This window comes from Pseudomonas sp. NPDC007930 (genome assembly GCF_042958985.1).
Taxonomy (GTDB): domain Bacteria; phylum Pseudomonadota; class Gammaproteobacteria; order Pseudomonadales; family Pseudomonadaceae; genus Aquipseudomonas.
In genome coordinates this window covers 1-15,629 of record NZ_JBIBKC010000010.1, presented here as the reverse complement: position 1 = coordinate 15,629, position 15,629 = coordinate 1, and the positions used below count along the sequence as shown (strand labels likewise).

Annotated in this window: 13 protein-coding genes and 1 pseudogene; 7 read left to right on the top strand and 7 right to left on the bottom strand. The window is 67.1% G+C overall.

The genetic code is table 11. The annotated features are described in order from the left end of the window. Positions 1-248: 248 nt before the first annotated feature. Both ACFZCE_RS19175 and ACFZCE_RS19170 read right to left on the bottom strand, forming a co-directional pair. Positions 249-530 (bottom strand): annotated as a pseudogene (locus ACFZCE_RS19175) (PAS domain-containing protein); the annotation flags it as partial. 96 nt (positions 531-626) lie between these two features. After that, the gene (locus tag ACFZCE_RS19170) at positions 627-1,520 is read right to left on the bottom strand and encodes a LysR substrate-binding domain-containing protein (protein WP_390941890.1); all 894 of its coding nucleotides are present in this window, start codon (positions 1,518-1,520) and stop codon (positions 627-629) included. Between the two features lie 150 nt (positions 1,521-1,670). On the opposite strand from ACFZCE_RS19170, the gene speB reads away from it, so the two are divergent. The 4 genes from speB (at position 1,671) to ACFZCE_RS19150 (ending at position 6,031) form a co-directional block, all read left to right on the top strand. Beyond that, positions 1,671-2,621: an agmatinase gene (speB, locus tag ACFZCE_RS19165; protein ID WP_390941888.1), complete on the top strand. Its 951-nt coding sequence runs from the start codon at positions 1,671-1,673 to the stop codon at positions 2,619-2,621. After that, positions 2,621-3,022: a nuclear transport factor 2 family protein gene (locus tag ACFZCE_RS19160; protein WP_390941886.1), complete on the top strand. Its 402-nt coding sequence runs from the start codon at positions 2,621-2,623 to the stop codon at positions 3,020-3,022. The genes speB and ACFZCE_RS19160 overlap by 1 nt, the downstream gene beginning before the upstream one ends. Before the next feature lie 48 nt (positions 3,023-3,070). Then, positions 3,071-4,567 (top strand): cytosine permease, encoded by a 1,497-nt coding sequence (locus ACFZCE_RS19155; protein WP_390941884.1) that lies wholly within the window; start codon positions 3,071-3,073, stop codon positions 4,565-4,567. 78 nt (positions 4,568-4,645) lie between these two features. After that, the gene (locus ACFZCE_RS19150) at positions 4,646-6,031 is read left to right on the top strand and encodes a sodium:solute symporter (RefSeq protein WP_390941882.1); all 1,386 of its coding nucleotides are present in this window, start codon (positions 4,646-4,648) and stop codon (positions 6,029-6,031) included. Positions 6,032-6,163: 132 nt separating this feature from the next. Here ACFZCE_RS19150 and ACFZCE_RS19145 read toward each other — a convergent pair whose 3' ends face one another. From ACFZCE_RS19145 to recQ, 4 genes are all read right to left on the bottom strand, one after another. Beyond that, the gene (locus ACFZCE_RS19145) at positions 6,164-6,442 is read right to left on the bottom strand and encodes a SelT/SelW/SelH family protein (protein ID WP_390941881.1); all 279 of its coding nucleotides are present in this window, start codon (positions 6,440-6,442) and stop codon (positions 6,164-6,166) included. A gap of 2 nt (positions 6,443-6,444) precedes the next feature. Beyond that, positions 6,445-8,967 carry a FimV/HubP family polar landmark protein gene (locus tag ACFZCE_RS19140; protein WP_390941879.1) on the bottom strand — a complete coding sequence of 841 codons (2,523 nt, stop codon included), beginning with the start codon at positions 8,965-8,967 and terminating at the stop codon, positions 6,445-6,447. 73 nt (positions 8,968-9,040) lie between these two features. Next, positions 9,041-9,478 carry a transcriptional regulator SlyA gene (gene slyA, locus ACFZCE_RS19135; protein WP_390941877.1) on the bottom strand — a complete coding sequence of 146 codons (438 nt, stop codon included), beginning with the start codon at positions 9,476-9,478 and terminating at the stop codon, positions 9,041-9,043. Between the two features lie 117 nt (positions 9,479-9,595). Beyond that, positions 9,596-11,731 (bottom strand): DNA helicase RecQ, encoded by a 2,136-nt coding sequence (recQ, locus tag ACFZCE_RS19130; protein ID WP_390941875.1) that lies wholly within the window; start codon positions 11,729-11,731, stop codon positions 9,596-9,598. A gap of 227 nt (positions 11,732-11,958) precedes the next feature. On the opposite strand from recQ, the gene ACFZCE_RS19125 reads away from it, so the two are divergent. From ACFZCE_RS19125 to ACFZCE_RS19115, 3 genes are all read left to right on the top strand, one after another. Next, on the top strand, positions 11,959-12,546 hold the full coding sequence (locus ACFZCE_RS19125) for a UPF0149 family protein (RefSeq protein WP_390941873.1): 588 nt from the start codon (positions 11,959-11,961) through the stop codon (positions 12,544-12,546). Positions 12,547-12,688: 142 nt separating this feature from the next. Then, positions 12,689-13,408 (top strand): cysteine protease LapG, encoded by a 720-nt coding sequence (gene lapG, locus ACFZCE_RS19120; RefSeq protein WP_390941871.1) that lies wholly within the window; start codon positions 12,689-12,691, stop codon positions 13,406-13,408. A 21-nt stretch (positions 13,409-13,429) separates the two neighbouring features. Then, positions 13,430-15,370, top strand: a complete 1,941-nt coding sequence (locus ACFZCE_RS19115; protein ID WP_390941869.1) for an EAL domain-containing protein — start codon at positions 13,430-13,432, stop codon at positions 15,368-15,370. 18 nt (positions 15,371-15,388) lie between these two features. Here ACFZCE_RS19115 and ACFZCE_RS19110 read toward each other — a convergent pair. Continuing rightward, on the bottom strand, positions 15,389-15,629 hold a 241-nt coding region (locus ACFZCE_RS19110), incomplete at its 5' end, for a hypothetical protein (RefSeq protein ID WP_390941867.1).

Below are 15,629 nucleotides of genomic sequence, written 5' to 3'. Positions count from 1 at the left end.
CCGAGGGTGGCGGCGGGCGGCAACCAAGCGTAACCGGCCGCCGCCAACGCCGCGGTGGCCAGGTACGGCCAGGCGAACGCCAGCCCATAGGCCAGCCGGGTCGCCATCGGCACCGCCGCCTTGCCCGCGCGCAAGCGCGCGTACAGCGCCTCGGCGCGGCGCACTTGATCACGGCTGGGCAGGGTGCGTACCGATTCGAAGCCGGCGATGCGGCCGTTTTCGTAAATGGCGGTCACGTAGGCGCTGACCCAATAGAAATCGCCGTTCTTGGCGCGGTTCTTTACCACGCCCATCCACGGCTTGCCCTCCTTGATGGTCGCCCACATGTGGGCGAACACCGGCGCCGGCATGTCGGGGTGGCGCACCAGGTTGTGCGGCTGGCCGAGCAGTTCTTCATAGGTGAAGCCGCTCAGGCTGACGAACGCATCGTTGCAATAGGTGATGCGGCTGTCGAGGTCGGTGGTGGAAATCAGCCGCTGCTCGGGGGCGAAGGTGCGCTCGTGGTCGGTGACAGGCAGGTTGTTGCGCATCGGGAAGGCATCCTTGCGACTGCTTGATGGAAGGAAATGGCCGAGTGCCATACCACCGTCACAGTCTAGCGGATGGATCCAGTTGCGCTTGGATGTTTATGCCACCAACAATTGGCTTTTGAGTAAATCGCGGAAGGTTTGAATCAGCGGCTCGCGGCTGCGCCCGCGGCGCAGAATCAACGAGAACGGCGCCTGATAGCCAAACGTGGCCGGCGACAACACGCGCAGGTCGCCTTTATCCACCCAGGGCTGGGCAAAGTGCTCGGGCAAATAGCCGATATAGGCGCCCGACAACACCAGGATCAACTGCGCCTCCATACTCTCGACCGTCGCCGCGCTGTGTTTGAACCCATGGCGGGCCAGCTCGGCCTGGCTCCAGTAGCCGCGGCCGACCATGCGCTGCTGGGTGATCACCTGCTCGGGAATGCGCCGCTCGGCGTACAGAGAATGGCGGTTGCTGCAATACAGCCAGTGCTGCTCGCGGTACAGCGGCTGGTACATCAGCCCGCTCATGCGCGTGGAAAACGCCCCGATGGCGAGGTCCAGACGGTTTTCCTGCACGCCCAGTTGCAGCTCGTAAGGGCTCATCACCACCAGGTGCAGGTGCACCGCCGGGTGTTCCAGGCTGTAGGCGCCGATCGCTTCGGCCAGGGGCAGCGCGCGGTCGCCCACGGTGGAGTCGAGCACGCCGAGGTTGAGGGTGCCGCGCAGCTCGCCCTTGAGCGCGGCGGCGTACTGTTCGAAGCCTTCGAGCTCGCCGAGCAGGCGCAGGGTTTCCTGGTGAAACAACTCGCCCTTGCTGGTCAGGCTGAAGCCGCCACGGCCACGGTGGCACAGCACCAGCCCGAGCTGGCTTTCGAGCTGGCTCATGTAGGTGCTGATCGCCGAAGTCGACAGGTTCAGTTCTTGCTGGGCGGGGGCGAAGCCCTGGTGGCGCACCACGCTGGCGAAAATGCGCAGCAGTTTCAGGTCAGGAAGGCTCGAGGGCATGGCACGGCGCCGCGGGTAGTGGGTTGCCCGCCAAGCATACCGCCAATACTTCAGAAAAATCTGAACTAAGTTTTTGCCGCCACCGATTCAATGCCCTGCCCGCCTTGCGCAGACTGCCCGGCAAAGCCTGCAACAAGAAGAGACAGCGCCGTGGACAAAACCCTGCACCAACCCCTGGGCGGTAATGAAATGCCGCGTTTCGGCGGCATCGCCACCATGCTGCGCCTGCCGCACCTGGCCAGCCCTCTGGGCCTGGATGCCGCGTTCGTCGGCGTGCCGCTCGACATCGGGACCTCGCTGCGTTCCGGCACCCGCTTCGGCCCACGGCAGATCCGCGCCGAATCGGTGATGATCCGCCCCTACAACATGGCCACTGGCGCCGCGCCTTTCGACTCGCTGTCGGTGGCCGACATCGGCGACGTGGCGATCAACACCTTCAACCTGCTCGACGCGGTGCGCATCATCGAAGAGGCCTACGACGGCATTCTCGAGCACAACGTAGTGCCGCTCACCCTCGGTGGCGACCACACCATCACCTTGCCGATCCTGCGCGCCATCCATAAAAAGCACGGCAAGGTCGGGCTGGTGCACATCGATGCCCACGCCGACGTGAACGATCACATGTTCGGCGAGAAGATCGCCCACGGCACCACCTTCCGCCGCGCCGTGGAAGAAGGCCTGCTGGACTGCGACCGCGTGGTGCAGATCGGCCTGCGCGCCCAGGGCTACACCGCCGATGACTTCAACTGGAGCCGCCGCCAGGGTTTTCGCGTGGTGCAGGCCGAAGAGTGCTGGCACAAATCGCTGGCGCCGCTGATGGAAGAAGTGCGCGCCAAGGTCGGTGGCGGCCCGGTGTACCTGTCGTTCGACATCGACGGCATCGACCCAGCCTGGGCCCCAGGCACCGGCACCCCTGAAGTGGGCGGCCTGACCACCATCCAGGCGCTGGAAATCATCCGTGGCTGCCACGGCCTGGAGCTGATCGGCTGCGACCTGGTCGAGGTATCACCGCCCTACGACACCACCGGCAACACCTCGCTGCTCGGCGCCAACCTGCTCTACGAAATGCTCTGCGTGCTGCCCGGCGTGGTGCGCCGCTGATGGGCCCGCGCGAGCAGGTACTGGCCGCCGCCGATGCGCTGGTGGCGGCCTTTGCCGGCAATGACCGGGCGGCGTACTTCGGCGCGTTCAGCGCCGATGCCACCTTTGTGTTCCACAACCTTGCCGCGCCGTTGCTGTCGCGCGCGGCGTACCAGGCGCTGTGGGACCAGTGGCGCGCCGAAGACGGCTTCGAGGTGCTCAACTGCGCCTCGAGCAACCGCGAGGTCAGCCTGCAAGGGGAGCTGGCGATTTTCATCCATGACGTTCACACCACGCTGCGCCTGCAAGGGGAGACGCTTTCAAGCCAGGAGCGGGAGACGATTGTGTTCCGCCTACAACAAGACGGCCACTGGCTGGCCTGCCACGAACATTTGAGTTGCTGCACCCTGCCCTCCCTATAGCCCGCGACAAGCCACAAAGAAGCTTGCGCGCAATGATCGGAGCAGATCATGAACAATAACAACGCCGCCACCGCTGTCAGCCAGATTGAAACCTTCGGGGTCGAACAGATCCCCGACCACGCCCGCGACGCCACCCCGACCGACCTGTTCCGGTTGATCTTCGGCGGCGCCAATACCTTCTCCACCGCCGTGCTGGGTAGTTTCCCGGTGCTGTTCGGGCTGTCGTTCCAGGCCGGCGCCCTGGCCGTGGTGCTCGGGGTGCTGGTGGGGGCGATCATTCTCGCGCCGATGGGCCTGTTCGGCCCGCTCAACGGCACCAACAACGCGGTGTCTTCGGGCGCCCACTTCGGCGTACACGGGCGCATCGTCGGCTCGTTCCTGTCGCTGCTCACGGCCATCGCGTTCTTCTCGCTGTCGGTGTGGAGCTCGGGCGATGCCTTGGTCGGCGGCGCCAAGCGCCTGGTCGGCCTGCCAGAAACCGACCTCAGCCTGGGGCTGGCCTACGGCCTGTTCGCGGTGCTGGTTTTGGCGGTGTGCATCTATGGCTTTCGCTTCATGCTGTGGGTCAACCGCATCGCCGTGTGGAGTGCCAGCGCGCTGTTCCTGCTGGGCATCGCCGCCTTCGCGCCGGGCTTCGACAGCCACTACGCCGGCACCGTCAGCCACGGCCAGGAAGGCTTCTGGGCGGCGTTCATCGGCGCCGCGCTGGTGGCCATGAGCAACCCGATCTCGTTCGGCGCGTTCCTCGGCGACTGGTCGCGCTACATCCCGCGCAACACCCCACGCCGGCGTATTCTCGGCGCGGTGGTGCTGGCGCAGCTGGCCACCCTGTTGCCGTCGCTGTTCGGCCTGTGCACCGCGACCATCGTCGCCGCCCAGGCGCCGGATTACATCGCCGCCAACAACTACGTGGGTGGGCTGCTGGCGGTGTCGCCGGCGTGGTTCTTCCTGCCGGTGTGCCTGATCGCCGTGATCGGCGGCATGAGCACCGGCACCACCGCGCTGTATGGCACCGGGCTGGATATGTCGAGCGTGTTCCCACGGGTGCTGAGCCGGGTCAAGGCCACGCTGCTGATCGGCGTGATGTCGATCGCGTTTATCTTCATCGGCCGCTTTGCCGCCAACCTGGTGCAAAGCGTGAGCACCTTCGCGGTGCTGATCATCACCTGCACCACGCCGTGGATGGTGATCATGCTGATCGGCCTGCTCAACCGCCGCGGCTGGTACTGCCCAGACGACCTGCAGGTGTTCACCCGCGGTGAACAGGGCGGGCGTTATTGGTTCCACCACGGCTGGAACTGGCGCGGCCTCGGCGCCTGGGTGCCCTCCGCCGCGGTGGGCCTGTGCTTCGTCAACCTGCCCGGGCAGTTCGTCGGCCCGCTGGGCAACCTGGCCGGCGGGGTCGACATCAGCCTGCCAGTCACCCTGGGCATGGCCGCGCTGGCCTACCTGGCGCTGTTGAGCCTGTTCCCGGAGCCTGCCAGCGTGTACGGCCCCGGCCACCCGAAAGCCGCGCCGCTGCCTGCCAGCGCCCGCCCCGCTTGACCTCCACCGCCGCCTGGCCTGTGCGGGCCGGCGGCGGTTTTTTTACCCCCCAACTATAAGAAACACGGAGACCTCCCCATGCTTCTGGACTTCATCGTCGTCGCCCTGTACGCGGCGTGCATGCTGCTGCTCGGCTGGTTCGGCATGCGCCGGGCGAAAACCAACGAAGACTTCCTGGTGGCCGGGCGCAACCTTGGCGCGCCCCTGTACATGGGCACCATGGCCGCCACGGTGCTCGGCGGCGCCTCCACCGTGGGCACCGTGCGGCTGGGTTATGTGCACGGGATCTCCGGCTTCTGGCTGTGCGCCGCGCTGGGCCTGGGCATCGTCGCGCTCAACCTGTTTCTCGCCGGGCCCTTGCTCAAACTGAAGGTGTACACCGTGACCCAGGTACTGGAGCGGCGCTACAACCCCATGGCGCGCCAGGCCAGCGCGGTGATCATGCTGGCCTATGCGCTGATGATCGGGGTCACCTCGACCCTGGCGATTGGCACCGTGCTGCAGGTGCTGTTCGAACTGCCGTTCACCCTCGCGGTGCTGCTCGGCGGTGGCGTGGTGGTGCTGTACTCGAGCATCGGCGGCATGTGGTCGCTGACCCTGACGGACATCGTGCAGTTCGTGATCAAGACCGTGGGCTTGATGTTCGTGCTGCTGCCGATCTGCCTGGCCCGGGTGGGCGGCTGGGATGCGCTGGTGCAGAAGCTGCCAGCCACGGCGTTCAGCTTTACCAGCATTGGTTGGGGCACCATCGTCACGTACTTTCTGATTTACTTTTTCGGCATTTTGATTGGCCAGGACATCTGGCAGCGGGTGTTCACCGCCCGCACCGAGAAGGTCGCCCGCTACGCCGGCACCACCGCTGGGCTGTACTGCATCGCCTACGGCCTGGCCTGCGCGCTGATCGGCATGGCCGCCCATGTGCTGCTGCCAGAGCTGCCCAACGCCAACAACGCGTTTGCCGCGATCGTTAAAGCAGCCCTGCCCGATGGCATTCGCGGGTTGGTGATCGCCGCGGCGCTGGCGGCGATGATGTCGACCGCCAGCGCCGGCCTGCTGGCCGCCGCCACGGTGTTCAGCGAAGACCTGCTGCCGCGCCTGCGCGCCGGCAAAGCCTCGAGCCTGGGCCTGAACCGCCTGTGCACGCTGGTCACCGGGCTGGTGGTGCTGGGCCTGGCGCTGGCGGTGAACGATGTGATCAGCGCGCTGACCCTGGCCTACAACCTGTTGGTGGCCGGCATGCTGATCCCGCTGATCGGGGCGATCTTCTGGAAGCGCGCCACCACCGCCGGGGCCATCGCCAGCATGGCGCTGGGCTCGCTGACCGCGCTGGGCTTCATGCTCAGCGATGGGTTGGAGGCCAATACGCCGATCTACTACAGCCTGGTGGTGGGGTTGGTGAGTTTTGTCGGGGTGAGTGTGTGGGAAGGGCGGGCGGCTGTGCGCTGCGCGGAGGTGAAGGGATAGGTTTAAGGGCCTATCGCCCGGCACAGCCGGCCTCCCACCAGATTTGTGTAAGCCCTTGATTAAAGGGCAATATACAACACGTGGGAGGCCGTGGTCCGGCACTCCGGCTGTGCCGGGCGAGGGGCCCTCGAATCACCCCCGGTCGCTATGCCCCAGGTCTCGCTGCGGGTCGATCACATCACGCACCCGCTGCTTGAGCACCTTGGCTTCAGGGAAGCCGCCATCGGCCTTGCGCTCCCACACCTGCACACCCGCGCAGGTGATCAGGAATACCCCTCCCGTACCCGGCACCAGGCTGACCTTGCCCAGGTCGCCGGCAAAGGTGCTCAGCAGCTCTTGGGCCAGCCAGGCGGCGCGCAGCAGCCATTGGCACTGGGTGCAGTAGGTGATGCACACCTCGGCGCCGGCCATGCTCACTGCTCCAGCCGCGCCAGCAGCGCGCGGGCGTCCTGGCGGCTGGCGTCGTCACCTTCACGCAGCAGTTCGTAAAGCAGGCGGCTGGCCTGGGCCTGCTCGCCCTGGTCAAGCAGGGCACGGGCTTGCTCCAGCTTGTCGGCGGCCAGTTGCTGGCTGTCGATGGCCTCGAAGTCCAGCGACAGTGAGTCGAGCTCGGCGAGGTCGGGCAGGTCTGGGAGGTCGGCCAGCTCGGAACCCGGCTCGACCGGTTCGGCCAGCGGCTCGAGGGCGTCGAAATCACCGCCGAACTCCACGTCCAGCGCCGAGGCGTCGAACTCGTTGACGCGCTCGACCTCGGCGCTGCCGCCGGCGTCGCTCAAATCACCCAGGTAGTGTTCTTCGGACAACTCGAACACTTCGGGGAATTCGTTGAGGTTGCTGGTGAAGTTGGCATCCAGCCCCTGCGCCACCGGGGCGGCCTCGGGTTCCACGTCGGGGGTGCTGGCCACGGCCTTGGCCGGGGTGTCGAAGGGGTCGACCGAGGCCCAGTCGGCGTCGAGCGAGAGGTCGTCGAGGTTGAGCTGGAACTCATCGGCGGCCGCTTGCGGCTCGGGCTCGGCCGCCGGGGCGGCGGGCAGGGTGAAGTCATCCAGGCCTTCGAGGTCTGGCAGCTCGGAGAGGTCGAGGCCAAGCAGGTCGGCGTCGGCTTCTTCGTCAGCGGGTACGTCGGCGATGAATTCAGGCTCGTCGAGTTCCCGCAGGGCCGCCGCGGCTTCAGCGGGCGGCTCGGGCTCAGCCTCGGGCTCGGGCTCGGGCGCGGCGGCTGGCGATGGCACCGAGGTAACCGCCATGCTGCTGGCCGCCGCGGCGGTGGCCGAAGTGGCTGCCAGGGCCAGGGCGATTTTCGGGAAACGCTCGCGCACGTTCTCCAACTCGCGGGCCGGCACGCCCTGGGCGCGCATGGCGGTTTCCTCGGTGAGGTAAGCCTGGGCGTCGCCTTGCTGGGCCAGCACTTCCAGAATGCGCAGGCGCAGGTCTTCACGGTGCGGCTCGCGGCGCAGGCCTTCACGGAGAATGCCCAGCGCTTCGTTGAAACGGCCGTAAGCGATGTAGATGCTGGCGCCGTCGAGGGCATCGGTGGCCGGCGACGCCTTGCGCGCCGGCGCGGCCGGAGTATCGAGCATCGGCACCGGGGCGACCGCGGCCGGCGCGGGGGCCACGGCCACCGGGGTGGCCAGCAGCGGTTCGTCGGCGTCGGTGTCGAGGGTTTCCTGCGGCTGGCGGGCACGGCGGCGGCGCCACAGCAGCAAGCCGCCGAGCAACACCAGCAGGGCCAGCGCGGCGGCCTGGAGCATCCAACTGTCGTCTTCGACCATTGGCGCGGTGGGCGCGGCCACCGGCGCGGGGGCCGGGGCTGGCGTAGCTGCCGGGGCTGGCGCCTGAGCCGGTGTGGGCGCCTGCGCCGGAGCTGGCGTGGGCGCGGCCGGGGCAGTGGCCGGTGCGCTGGCGGTGGGCGCCGGGGTTGCGCCCGGCGCGGCCGGCGCCGGGGCGGGCGCCGGCTGGCCGGCCAACTGGCCCTGCAGCGCCTGCACCTGTTGGTTCTTGTTGGCCACTTCGGCCTCCAGCGCCTTGACCCGCCCCTGCACCTCGTCGAGGTTTTGCTGCAGTTGCTGGTTGAGCACGCTGGCGGCCATGTCAGGCGCCGGGGCCGGAGCTGGCGCCTCGGCCGGGGCGGTGGTACTGGCGGTTTGTTCGGTCACCTCGGGCGCCGCAGCGGGCGGCGCGCCCGGCAGCACGGCGGCGTCGGGCAGCAACAGGCTGTCGCCGGCCTTCAACGGGCCGCGCTGCGGGTTGAGCGCGCGAATGTCGCGCACCAACTGGTTAGGCGGCGTCGGCGTGCCCGCGGCCTGCAGCTTTTTACCGATGGTCCATAGCGTGTCGCCCTTCTGCACCTCATAGCGCTTGCCCTCGCTGGCCGGCGGCAGGGCGGCCGGCGCGGCGGCCGGTGCCTGGGCCGCGGGCGGCGCGATGGCGTCGGCCGGGGCAGCCTGGGCCAGCCGGCTGCCAAGGGTCGGCACCCGCGGCGGCGCCAGCACCACGCTGCCCGGTGGGTCGATCAGCAGGGTGTAACCGCGCAGCACCTGGCCGCCGGGGCGGTCGACCTGCACCAGCAAGCTGAGGTAGGGCTCGATCACCGCCTTGTTCGATTGCACATGAATGAACAGCTTGCCGCCCTGGCTCACCGGGGTGAAGCGCAGGTCGGACAGGAAGAACGGCCGGTCCATCCCGGCCTTGGCGAAGGCTTCGGGGCTGGCCAGCGCCACGCGCAGGTCATCAGGCCCCAGGCCGGCGGTGTCGAGCAGGTCGATGTCGGCGTTGAACGGTTGGTTCAGCCCGGAGTGCAGCTCCAGCTCGCCCAGCCCGAGCGCGGCGGCCATCGCCGACCACGACAACACCCCCAGGCCCAGCAAGCCTGCCAGGCAACGGGCCTTCAAAGGGCGCAGGCGCGGCCTGCCCGGGGCTGAGAAACACTTGTGCATGAGCATCCCTTGGGAAAAACTGCCACTGAAACCACCGTTATAGCCTGCTGCACAACATTCTCAAAGCCAGGGCTCAGGATTTCTTTTCCAAGTTGTTCAGTACCTTCGCGTGCACGGCCATGGCCACCCGCAGCTCTTCGTCGCCCACACCCACGAACAACTCGCCACGCAGGGCGGTGGCAATGGTTTCGATCTGCTCGATCAACGGCATGGCGGGGGCGCTGAGCATGATTTTCTTGGCGCGGCGGTCTTCGGCCACGGCCTGGCGCTTGACCAGCCCCTGGGATTCCAGGCTGTCGAGCAGGCGGGCCAGGGTCGGCCCCTCTACCCCGACGCTTTTCGCCAGCTCGCGTTGGGTGGGCGAGTCGGTGAAACGGGCCAGGTGCAACAGCACCAGCCAGCGCGCCTGAGACAAACCCAGGCCGGCGAGGCGGCGGTCGAGCTCGGCGCGCCAGGCCCGCGACAGTTGCGCGAGTTGGGTGCCAAAACGGTGTTGGTCGGAATGCGGCATGGTGAGGCTCACAAGCAAGATCTATTAGTTAGTGAGCTAAGCATGATGCGTGCCAATGATCAAGCCATATAAAAATGATTTTTTATGACCAAAACCCGCTGCGGGCGCGAACCCAGTTCACAGTTCGAACTCTGCCTGCAACGCCGCCCGCACACAATGCAGCACACCCTCGGGCACCCGTGAGGCGAACAACGGCTGTATATCACTGACCGGCGGCAGCTCACCCTCGCCGTCGAGGAAGGCATCCTGCAGTTCCATCATCAAGTCTTCGGGCAGGTCGAGCGCCTGTTCCAGGCTGATCTGCTGGGCGGTGATCAGCTCGGCGAGCAGGGCATACACGTTTTTTTCGGTGCATTTAAGCTGGTTGGCGATTTGCGCCGGGGTCATCCCGGCGCGGGCCAGGCTGGCCAGCTCATGGCGCAGGTCGCTGGGCTCGGCGGCCGGCGCGCTGGCGGTGCCGGCGAGCACTTCGAGGAAGGCCTGGCCATAACGCTCGAGCTTGCGCGCGCCCACACCGCTGACCTGCGCCATGTCGCTGAGGTTCGCCGGTTGGCTGCGCAGCATCTCCAGCAGGGTGGAGTCGGGGAAAATCACATACGGTGGCACGCCGTGCTCTTCGGCCAGGCGTTTGCGCAGGGCGCGCAGCGCTTCCCACTGCTCGCGCTCTTCGCCGCGCACCAGTTGGCTGGCCGGGCTGGCGCCGCCGCTGCTGCGGCTGGCGACCTGGGCCTTGCTATCGCGGCGCAGCTCGAGGGTGGCCTCGCCGCGCAGCAGCGGCCGGCAGGTTTCGGTCAGGCGCAGGCCGCCGTAGCCTTCGAGGTCGATGTCGGCCAGGCCGCGCGCCACCAACTGGCGGTACAGCGAACGCCACTCACCCTCGGCCTGGCCCTTGCCAACGCCGAACACCGCCAGTTGCTGGTGGCCCGCCTGGCGGGTTTTGTCGTTGTCCTTGCCCAGCAGCACGTCGACCAGATGGCCCACGCCGTAGCGCTGGCCGGTGCGGTAGATGGCCGACAGCGCCTGGCGCGCCGGCTCGGTGGCGTCCCAGGTTTGCACGCCGTCGATGCAGTTGTCGCAATGGCCGCAGGGCTCGGGCAGCACTTCGTCGAAGTACGCCAGCATCGCCTGGCGGCGGCAGCGGGTTTCTTCGCACAGCGCCAGCATGGCGTCGAGCTTGTGCTGCTCCACGCGCTTGTGGCGCTCGTCGCCTTCGGAGTTCTGCATCATCTGCTTGAGCATCAGCACGTCTTGCAGGCCGTAGGCCATCCAGGCATCGGCGGGCAGGCCGTCACGGCCGGCGCGGCCGGTTTCCTGGTAGTACGCCTCGAGCGACTTGGGCAGGTCGAGGTGGGCGACGAAACGCACGTTGGGCTTGTCGATGCCCATGCCGAAAGCAATGGTCGCAACCATTACCACGCCTTCTTCACGCAAAAACCGCGTTTGGTGGTAGGCGCGCAGGTCGGCCGGCAGCCCGGCGTGATACGGCAGCGCGCTGAAGCCCTGCTCGCAGAGAAACGCCGCGACATCGTCGACTTTTTTCCGCGACAGGCAGTACACAATGCCAGCGTCACCCTTGCGCTGCGCCAGGAACGCCAGCAACTGCTTGCGGGGCTGCTCCTTGGGCACGATGCGGTAGAAGATGTTCGGCCGATCGAAGCTGGACAGAAACCGCTCGGCATCGTGCAGGTGCAGGCGGTTGACGATTTCTTCGCGGGTGCGTTTGTCCGCCGTGGCGGTCAGGGCGATCCGTGGTACATCCGGAAACAATTCCGCCAGTTGGCCGAGCTGCAGGTATTCCGGGCGGAAATCATGGCCCCAGGCCGACACGCAGTGGGCTTCGTCGATGGCGAACAGGGCGATGTCCAACTGCTGCAGGAAGCTCAGCATGCGCGGTTGCACCAGGCGCTCGGGGGCCAGGTAGAGCATTTTTACTTCGCCCTGGCGCAGGCGCACGGCCAGGTCGCGTTGCTGCTCGGCACTGAGGGTGGAGTTCAGCGCGGCCGCCGGCACGCCCAGCTCGTTGAGGGTAGCGACCTGGTCGTCCATCAGCGCGATCAGTGGCGACACCACCACCGCCAGGCCGCCGCGCAGCAGCCCCGGGACCTGGTAGCACAGCGACTTGCCACCACCGGTGGGCATCAGCACCAGGGCATCGCCGCCCTTGGCCACCCGTTCGATGATCGCGCCCTGGCTGCCCCGGAAGCTGTCGTAGCCAAAGACATCCTTGAGTACGCGCAGCGCCTGTTCGAGCATCGGTAACCCCACAAAACCTTGAACTGTTCAGCCAACAGGCTGGACCAAAAACGCGGAACCGGCGCAAATATGCGTTACCGCATGTGGCGCCCGCCACCCCAGCCAAACGCGGCATTGTACCCCAACCCGAGGCCAGCCGAGGCAGCGGTTTTGACCGGCGGCTGGCGCGAACCCCCTCACAAGGCCTAGAATCCAACCTTGTTAATTCCCCCAAGGTAGCCACCCCCATGTCCTTTGCCGAGCAACTTACCCGCCTGCAGGCTTTTCTCGACGCCGACGACTTGCACGATGAAGCACTGGATTACATCGCCACCCACGGCTACCTGACCGCCCTGTCGATCTGCGCCGAGCCGGTGCCGGAGCGCGAGTGGATCGACGCGCTGTTCGCCGAAGAGCCGCACTACAGTGGCGAAGCCCAGCAGGTCGAGGTCGAAACCACCCTGGTCGCGCTGAAGGCGCACATCGCCCGCCAACTGGCCAGCGATGAGGAATTCGAGCTGCCCTGCGACCTCGACCTGGGCGATGAGCCCGACGACAGCGACCTGCGCGGCTGGTGCATCGGCTTCATGGAAGGCGTGTTCCTGCGCGAAGCGGCCTGGTTCGACAGCGCCGAAGACGAAGTGAGCGAGCTACTGTTGCCGATCATGGCCGCCTCGGGGCTGTTCGACGAGCAACCGGAGTTCGCCGAAATCGCCAGCAACGCCGACCTGCTCGACGAGATGGTCGTGCAGATCCCGGAAATCCTCACCGGCCTGTACCTGATCAGCCACGCCCCGGACGAAAAACCCGCGCTGCTCAAGCCCCGCCCGCACTGATCACACCGCCCGCTGGCCGCCCCGGCCCAGCGGGCCTGCTGCCCTCCCCCGCCGTACATCCGAAACCCCTTCGCCCCACGGAATTTAGCGCCCCAGGCAGGCTCTGAAGTCTACCCATTGGATCCTCGATGGATAGGCATTCATGGCCCTTCCCCTGCCCGATCATCGCTGTACGGCGCACCCCTTCCCCGTTCGCGGAACCGGCTGGCTGCTGTGCATCCTGCTGGCCTTGCCGGTGGGCGGCTGGGCGGTGCCGGACTGGAATTTCAACACGGTGCTCAGCCGTGCCGAAGCCCGTTACGGCCAGTTGGGCAGCGCCGACGAACGCCTGCGCGCCTGGGAAGCGATGCTAGAGCGCTCCCAAAGCCTGCCGGAGCGCCAGCAACTGGAGGCGGTCAACCGGTTCTTCAATCGCCAACTATCCTTTCGCAGCGACCAGCAAGTCTGGGGCGTAGAGGACTACTGGGCCACCCCGGTCGAGGCGCTGGTCAAGGGCGCCGGTGACTGCGAAGACTACGCCATCGCCAAGTATTTCAGCCTGCGCCGCCTCGGCGTGCCGGCGCAGAACCTGCGCATCACCTATGTGAAGGCGCTGCAGCAGCGCAACCAGGCGCACATGGTATTGACCTGGTACAGCGAGCCAAGCGCCGACCCGCTGGTGCTCGACAACCTGCGCGGGGAGATCCTCCCGGCCAGCCAGCGCGACGACCTGCTGCCGGTGTACGCCTTCAGCGCCGAGGGCGTGTTCATTGCCGCCAACGACGGCGGCCAGGTTCCCAGCGGCGATGCCAAGCGGCTGTCGCGCTGGCAAGACGTACTGCACAAGATGAATGCCGAGGGGTTTGCCGTCGGCGAAGGTTAGGCACAGCGAAAAGGAAGCCCGATGTCATTGCTCAAGCAGTTGTTCCTGGCGATCTGCCTGTTTCTGCTGCTGGCGTTCGGTGGCAGTTTCATCGTCGGCCTGGAAAACTCCCGCGAACAGATGGTCGCCCAGTTGCGCTCCCACGCCCAGGATGCCGCCACCGCGCTGGGGGTGTCGCTCACCCCGCACATCGACGACCCGGCGATGATCGAGCTGATGGTCAGCTCGATCTTCGACAGCGGCTATTACGCCAGCATCCGCCTGGTCGATGTGCGCAGCCACCAGGTGATCGTCGAGCGCATTCAGGGCGCTGACGAGAACCCGGTGCCGGCCTGGTTCGCTCAGTTGGTGGCACTGCCAGCACAGCAGGGCGATGCGCTGATCATGCGCGGCTGGGCCCAGGCCGCCCAGGTGCAGGTGGTCAGCCACCCGCGGTTTGCCTTGCAGCGGCTGTGGAAGAGCGCGCTGGGCAGCTTGGCCTGGCTGGCGCTGTGCGGGCTGGTCAGCGCCGCGCTGGGCGGCTGGCTGCTGCGCCGGCAACTGCGCCCGCTCGACGCCATGGCGGCCCAGGCCGACGCCATCAGCCAGCGGCACTTCGAGGTGCTGCGGCCGATCCCGCGCACACCGGAACTGCGCCGGGTGGTGCTGGCGCTGAACCAGATGGTCGGCAAGCTCGAGGGGCTGTTCGGCGCCGAGGCGGCGCGGGCCGACCAACTGCAGCAGGAGGTGTTCCGCGACAGCCTGACCGGGCTGGGCAACCGCCGGCTGATGGAAACCCAACTGAACAATGCGCTGCTGCTCTCGGAGCACAACAGCCCTGGGTACCTGTTGATGCTGCGCCTGAACGACCTCGGCGGGCTGAACCAACGCCTCGGCGGCCAGGCCACCGACGCCTTGCTGTGCGCCAGCGCCGACCTGCTGCGCCTGGAGCTGCGCGACCCGCTGCGCTCGAACTGGCAGGCCGCGCGCAACCGCGGCGGTGAGTTCGCCCTGCTGGCGCCGATGATGAACGCCGCCGACGCCCGCCACCTGCTCACCCACCTCAGCGACCTGCTGCAGCAGCTGTACCAGACCGGCGCCAGCGATTGCCGCCCAGTGGGTTACCTGGCCGCGGTGCCCTACCACCCCGGGCAAAACCCGCAGGCGCTGTGGACCCACCTGGACCACGCGCTGGCGGAGGCCGAGGCCCACCCGGATGTGCCCTGGTCACTGGCGCTGCGCAGCGAAGAGCAGCCCGGCCCCACCCCGCATGACTGGCGCGGCTGGCTTGACCGCGCGTTGCAAAAGCGCGAGCTGAACCTGTTGTTCCAGCCAGTGGTGCACTGCGGCCCCGGCCGCGCGCTGATGCACCACAAGGTGCTGGCGCGGTTGCAGGATGAACACGGCCAGCCGGTGGTGGCCGGGCACTTTCTGCCATGGGTGGAACGCCTGGGCTGGGGCGCACGCTTTGACCTGGTGATGCTCGACCGGGTGCTCGAGCACTTGGCGCGCACCCCCCGGCCGCTGGCGCTGAGCCTCTCCGGCGACACCCTGAGCAACCCGGCCGACCGCAACGCGCTGCTCGAGCGGCTGGCCCGCAGCGAGGCGCTGGGCCGCTGGCTGACCCTCGAAGCCGACGAGCGCAAGCTGCCGGATTTCAACGAGCTGATGAGCCTGTCGGTGGCCATTCGCGCGCGCGGCTTTCGCTTCGCCATCCAGCACTTTGGTGGGCAGTTCAGCCAGATCGGCAACCTCACCCGCCTGGGCCTGGCCTGGTTGAAGGTCGAGGGCAGCTACATCCGCGGCATCGACCTGCACGAAGACAAACGCCTGTTCATCGAAGCCATGCTGCGCGCCACCCACAGCATCGACCTGCCGCTGATCGCCGAGATGGTCGAGACCGAGGGGGAATTCCAGGTGCTGCATGAACTGGGCATGCAAGGCGCGATGGGCCGCTTCATCGGGCCACCGGCGGTGTCGTGATGCTGTTCGCTTAAGCAGTCAGAGCGCTGAATTGGGGGTTAAAAAGCCCTGATTTCTCCCGGTGGTTTTACCGAGCGCATGGCCTGACTGGCCTATCGCCCGGCACAGCCGGCCTCCCACCAGATTTGTGTAATTACCTGATTTACGCAGCAATACACAATCTGGTGGGAGTCGCCCCGCCGCCAAGGCGCCGCGCTGTCGCGCAGCAAACAGGGGGCGCACGGCATTCGAGCCAAGGTGATCCGACCTGATTAAAAGC